At 40.7% G+C, this 5,150-nt stretch carries 2 protein-coding genes and 1 pseudogene; 2 read left to right on the top strand and 1 reads right to left on the bottom strand.

The genetic code is table 11. The annotated features are described in order from the left end of the window. The first annotated feature begins 189 nt into the window (after nucleotides 1-189). The gene (locus tag ACTNB8_RS16045; RefSeq protein ID WP_441056076.1) at nucleotides 190-981 is read left to right on the top strand and encodes an Ig-like domain-containing protein; all 792 of its coding nucleotides are present in this window, start codon (nucleotides 190-192) and stop codon (nucleotides 979-981) included. Between the two features lie 698 nt (nucleotides 982-1,679). Then, on the top strand, nucleotides 1,680-4,847 hold the full coding sequence (locus ACTNB8_RS16040) for a leucine-rich repeat protein (protein ID WP_441056075.1): 3,168 nt from the start codon (nucleotides 1,680-1,682) through the stop codon (nucleotides 4,845-4,847). Nucleotides 4,848-4,888: 41 nt separating this feature from the next. On the opposite strand, the pseudogene ACTNB8_RS16035 reads toward ACTNB8_RS16040, so the two are convergent. Beyond that, nucleotides 4,889-5,150, bottom strand: a pseudogene (locus ACTNB8_RS16035) (NADH peroxidase); the annotation flags it as partial.

Genomic DNA, 5,150 nt, shown 5'->3' with positions numbered 1-5,150 from the left:
CACGGCATAAAGTAATCCGATGAAAAATCCATCAGAATAATTTATGCTGTGCCCCTTTTTAATTTGATTGAATGTGGCATGGTATAGGACCAGATAAAATGCCGGATAACAGTAAAAGATGCCGCAGTAACAGCGACAGTACTCAGAGAAGGAAAGACAGAAGGAAGTCATTGCAAGGTATGTGGTACGGTGCTGAAAAAACAGAACACTATAGCGAAACTTACCCCAACGATTTCTCTGACAGCATCTTCCCTGAAAATGAAAACAGGTCAGTCAACAACAGCATTCAGAGCAACAGGATTTGCAACAGGAGATTACGTTACAAAAGTCATTTCCAGAAACACAGGATTTGTGAAAGTATCTTCAGTAAAGAATGACGGAACGTTCAAACTGACAGCTACTAAGAAGACCGGAAGCACAACAGTTACTGTGTACCTTGCAAGTAACAAGACTGCCTCTTTCAAAGTAACTGTACAGAAGGCAGCAGTAAAGACTGAAAAGATCACCACAATAACCAGAAAACTGACACTTGTCAAAGGAACATCCTATAAAGGACTGGCAGCTTCAGTTACAGTTACACCTGTAACAAGCAAAGAAAAAGTTACATACGCATCATCAAACAAAAAAGTTGCAACAGTCAATTCCAAGGGAGTTATTCAGGCAAAGAAATCCGGTACTGCAAAGATCACTGTAAAATCCGGCAAAAAGAAAACAGTTGTGACTGTAACAGTTACAGGTTTGAAGACAACGAAGCTTTCCGGTGTACCGGCAACGAAGAAAATTTCCAAAGGAAAATCCTTCAAGATAAAAGCAAAAGCAACACCGAAGAATACAGATGAAAAAATCATCTACAAATCTTCCAATAAGAAAGTTGCAACTGTAAATTCCAAAGGTGTAGTCAAAGGTCTTCGCAAAGGAACTGCAACAATCACAGTTCAGAGCGGATCAAAGAAAATGACCTGCAAGGTAACCGTAAAGTAAAGACTGCTGTTCATAGCAACATATAAATACCAGAATCAAAAATATCCGTACAGACTCTATGGAAGAACCTGCAGAGTAGTACGGATATTTTTATTTTATCCAGGCCAGGAGTTGACTGTAAATGGGAAAATCCGAGAAACAGGTCAATAAAATCCAGCCAAGAAATTGACTGTAAATGGGAAAATCCAAGAAACAGGTCAATAAAATCCATGTCAGGAGTTGACTGTAAATGGGAAAATCCAAGAAACAGGTCAATAAAATCCATGTCAGGAGTTGACTGTAAACAGGAAAATCCAAGAAACAGGTCAACAGAATCCAGGCCAGGAGTTGACTGTAAACGGGAAAATCCAAGAAACAGGTCAATAGAATCCAGTGTTCTGTCTGCAAATGGAACACATCCGATTATGTTATGAGGAACATTAAATATACTATGCAGTCAGTTAATTGCTTTTAACTCCACTCTGTTCTATAGTATATCAGATGTGAGATGACTCCCACCTCTGTAGGTGGCGAGCAACAAATCAGTATCAGTGGTGGGAGTCAATCCCCCATCTGATATAGCCTCCGGCAGGATTGCAGAGATGCGCAGAAGAAGTATGTCATGCATTGCATGACGCGCATCTCGCAGCAAGAATGCAGCGGCATTCTTGAATCTGTATGTTTTATGGCGATTAAAAATAGTAGAATGGGGGATTTACATGAAAAGAAACAAAATCGCAGTGCTTCTGACGGCAGCCATGGTCGCATCAGGAGTAACAGCACCTGTAGAAGCTATATATGCAGCAGATAATGTGCAGGTAGCAGAAACAGCGGATTTACAGGAGTCAGAAGAGAGCACTGCACAGGAAGAAGCTGCGGAAGATTTTTCCGGTGAGAGCACTGACACAGGGAAATCTAATGCAGAAACTACTGACACAGGGAAATCTAATGCAGAAACTACTGACACAGGGAAATCTAATGCAGAAACTACTGACACAGGAGAAGTCAGTGCAGAAGGTACAACCGAGGAGGAAGTCGATGCAGAAACTACTGACATGGACAACCCGAATACCGATGTAACAGATGCAGATGCCGATTCACAGGAATTCGAAGATGAAGTAGAAATTGGCGAAGAAACTGCCGATAATGAAGATGAAGAAGGAATCTCTGCAGAAGATTTCTCAGATGACAGCACTGATGCAGCAGGTGAAAGCCAGGAAGTAATAAAAGAAGGCTATTGCGGTGATACTTATAGTGGAAGCGAGGACTATCAGAACACATCCTATAAACTATATGCAGATGGCAGGCTTGTTATTGAAGGAGAAGGAAAAGTTGATACATATGATCTCAGAGAAAATGAGAATATCAAAATAATTCAAGTATCAGAAGGAATCACCGTACTGGGCGAAGGATATTCAGATCTGTTTAGAGATTGCAAAAATCTGACGAGTATTACCTTACCTTCAACACTGACAAGCATAGGATCGAGTACTTTTTATGATTGTACAAGCCTTACAAGTATCAGTATTCCTGCAGGAGTTACAAGCATAGGAAGCAATATATTCAGCGGCTGTACGAAGCTGACAGAGGTTTCTCTTCCGGAGAGCCTGACGAGTATGGGGGATTCAGCTTTTTACGGCTGTACCAGTCTTACAAATATCCATATTCCGTCAAAAATTACAAGCATAGGAACGAGCACGTTTTACAACTGTACGAAACTGGAGAGTATTGATCTTCCAGCTAATCTGACAAGTCTTGGAAACGCTGCGTTTTATGGATGCGGTTTCAAAACATTTGAACTTCCGGATGCTCTGACCAGTATCGACACATATGTTTTCTATGAGTGCAAGAATCTTCGCAGTGTCACTCTTCCAAAGGGAATTACAAGGATAAGTGAGGGAATGTTTGACAACTGTAGCAGATTGAATAAGATAATTTTACCTGAAAGTGTGACAGAGATTGGTGTAAATGCCTTTTCAGGTTGTATTGAACTGACGGAACTTACATTTCCAAAAAACCTGACAACAATTGAAAAAAGTGCTTTTAATTATACAGGACTTCTCAGTGTAAGCCTGCCAGACAGCCTGACCACAATTGGCGATTATGCTTTTCAGGCGACAAAATTCACAGAGACTACTCTTCCAGAGTCTCTGGTAAGCTTGGGAGAAGGCGCATTTGCCTATAATTATAAGTTGGAAAGTATTAATATTCCAAAGAATATTAAAGAACTGAACAAAACATTTGAGCACTGTGATGAATTAAAATCTGTATCGCTGTCGAAGGGACTGACTAAAATATATGGAGCATTTCAGTACTGTTATTCATTGGAAACATTTGCTGTTCCATCTACTGTAACGGAAATAGGCGAAAATACATTTAGGTATTGCTATGGACTGACAGAGATGAAACTTCCGAATGCTCTGACAGAAATCGGTTTTCAGGCATTTTATGGCTGTGAAAAACTGACCAGTATCAGCATTCCGGAGACCGTCACAGAAATTGATACAGGGGCTTTTAATTACTGTCCGAAGTTAGTCAGTATCTATATTCCGGGAACAAATGTTATTATAGATACCCGTGCCATGGGTTACAACACAGATACAGAGATAAATGAGAAACTGGTAATCATAGGTAAAGCCGGTTCCAAGGCTGAAACATATGCCAAAAATCTCGGTATTCATTTCCATAATGTAGCAGATCCGCTGACACATCAGACACGTATAAATGCCTCCTGCATTAAAGACGGAAACGTAGAATACTGGCACTGTGATACATGCGGACAGAATTTCAGCAATGCGGAAGGAACAGCCGCACTGGATGTAACAACCATAGCAAAAACATTTCATAAGAAAGTATATGTTGATTACGTAGATGCCACCTGTACAAAGCCGGGACACAGAGGCTATTTTCACTGTGTAAACTGTGGAAGAAACTTCTGGAACGGCTGGGACGGAGATGATGATAATACTCTGGAAGACATGACGATTCCGGCAAAAGGACATGACTGGGAGTGGAGAAACACCGGCTCTTCTTATACAGGAATAAATGACGTTAAAACAGGCGTTACCCGTCCGGTTTATGTATCAGAATCGATAAACAGGGAGCTTTACTGCTGGAAATGCGGACAGGTTTCAACAAGAGAACATACAAACAAGAGTCTGAACATAAACATTGACCAGATTACCCTGAAATGTAGACAGTCATCAACTGCTTTCCGCGTGTCAGGAGATCCGATCAAGAGCATTGTTCCGACCAGCAAACTTGTCAAAGTTTCAGGAGTGAATAAGAACGGTAGGTTCAAAGTAACCGCACATTCCAATATGACAGGAAGTGCGTATATTACAATTACCACAACTACAGGTCTGATGGCTCAGGTAGAAGTGTTTGTCCAGAACATGCCGGTAAAAACAAAGTCAATTAAAAGTCTGTCAAAATCTGTGACTCTTGAAAAAGGCAAATCACTCACACTGAAACCAACGCTTGAACCTGTCAACAGCCCTGAAAAGATCACCTACAGTTCCTCCAATAAAAAGGTAGCAACAGTCAGTGCAAAAGGCGTTGTTAAGGCAAAAAAAGCCGGCACAGCAAAGATTACTGTAAAATCCGGCAAAAAGAAAAAAGTAATAAAAATCAAGGTCACAGGTGTAAAAACAAAGAAACTTTCCGGTGTACCTGCAGTAAAGAATATATCTAAAGGAAAAACATTCAAGATCAAAGCAAAAGCCACACCAAAGAATACAGATGAGAAGATCACATATAAATCATCAAATAAAAAAGTAGCGACAGTAACTTCAAAAGGTGTGGTAAAAGGCCGCCGCAAAGGAACTGCAATAATCACAGTTCAGAGCGGATCCAGAAAAATGACCTGCAAAGTAACAGTTAAGTAAACAAATAACGCCCACGCAATCGCGCGGGCGTTATCATTTATTTAACCGAAGTATCTGTCGAGTAAGCCTTTGAATGCTTTTCCGTGTCTTGCTTCATCTTTAGCCATTTCATGAACGGTATCATGGATAGCGTCAAGATCAGCAGCTTTTGCACGTTTAGCCAGGTCGAATTTACCAGCTGTAGCGCCGTTTTCAGCTTCTACACGCATTTCAAGGTTTTTCTTTGTGCTGTCAGTAACAACTTCACCGAGAAGTTCAGCGAATTTAGCAGCATGTTCAGCTTCTTCGTAAGCAGCTTTTTCA

The organism is Blautia sp. HCP28S3_G10 (assembly GCF_052065235.1).
Taxonomy (GTDB): domain Bacteria; phylum Bacillota; class Clostridia; order Lachnospirales; family Lachnospiraceae; genus Blautia_A.
Note: the sequence above shows the minus strand (reverse complement) of the source record. Positions and strands in the feature narration are given on the sequence as shown.

Bases quoted from the DNA above. Each gene is read 5' to 3' on its own strand.
- ACTNB8_RS16040 (WP_441056075.1), top strand. From the start codon at position 1,680: ATGAAAAGAAACAAAATCGCAGTGCTTCTGACGGCAGCCATGGTCGCA.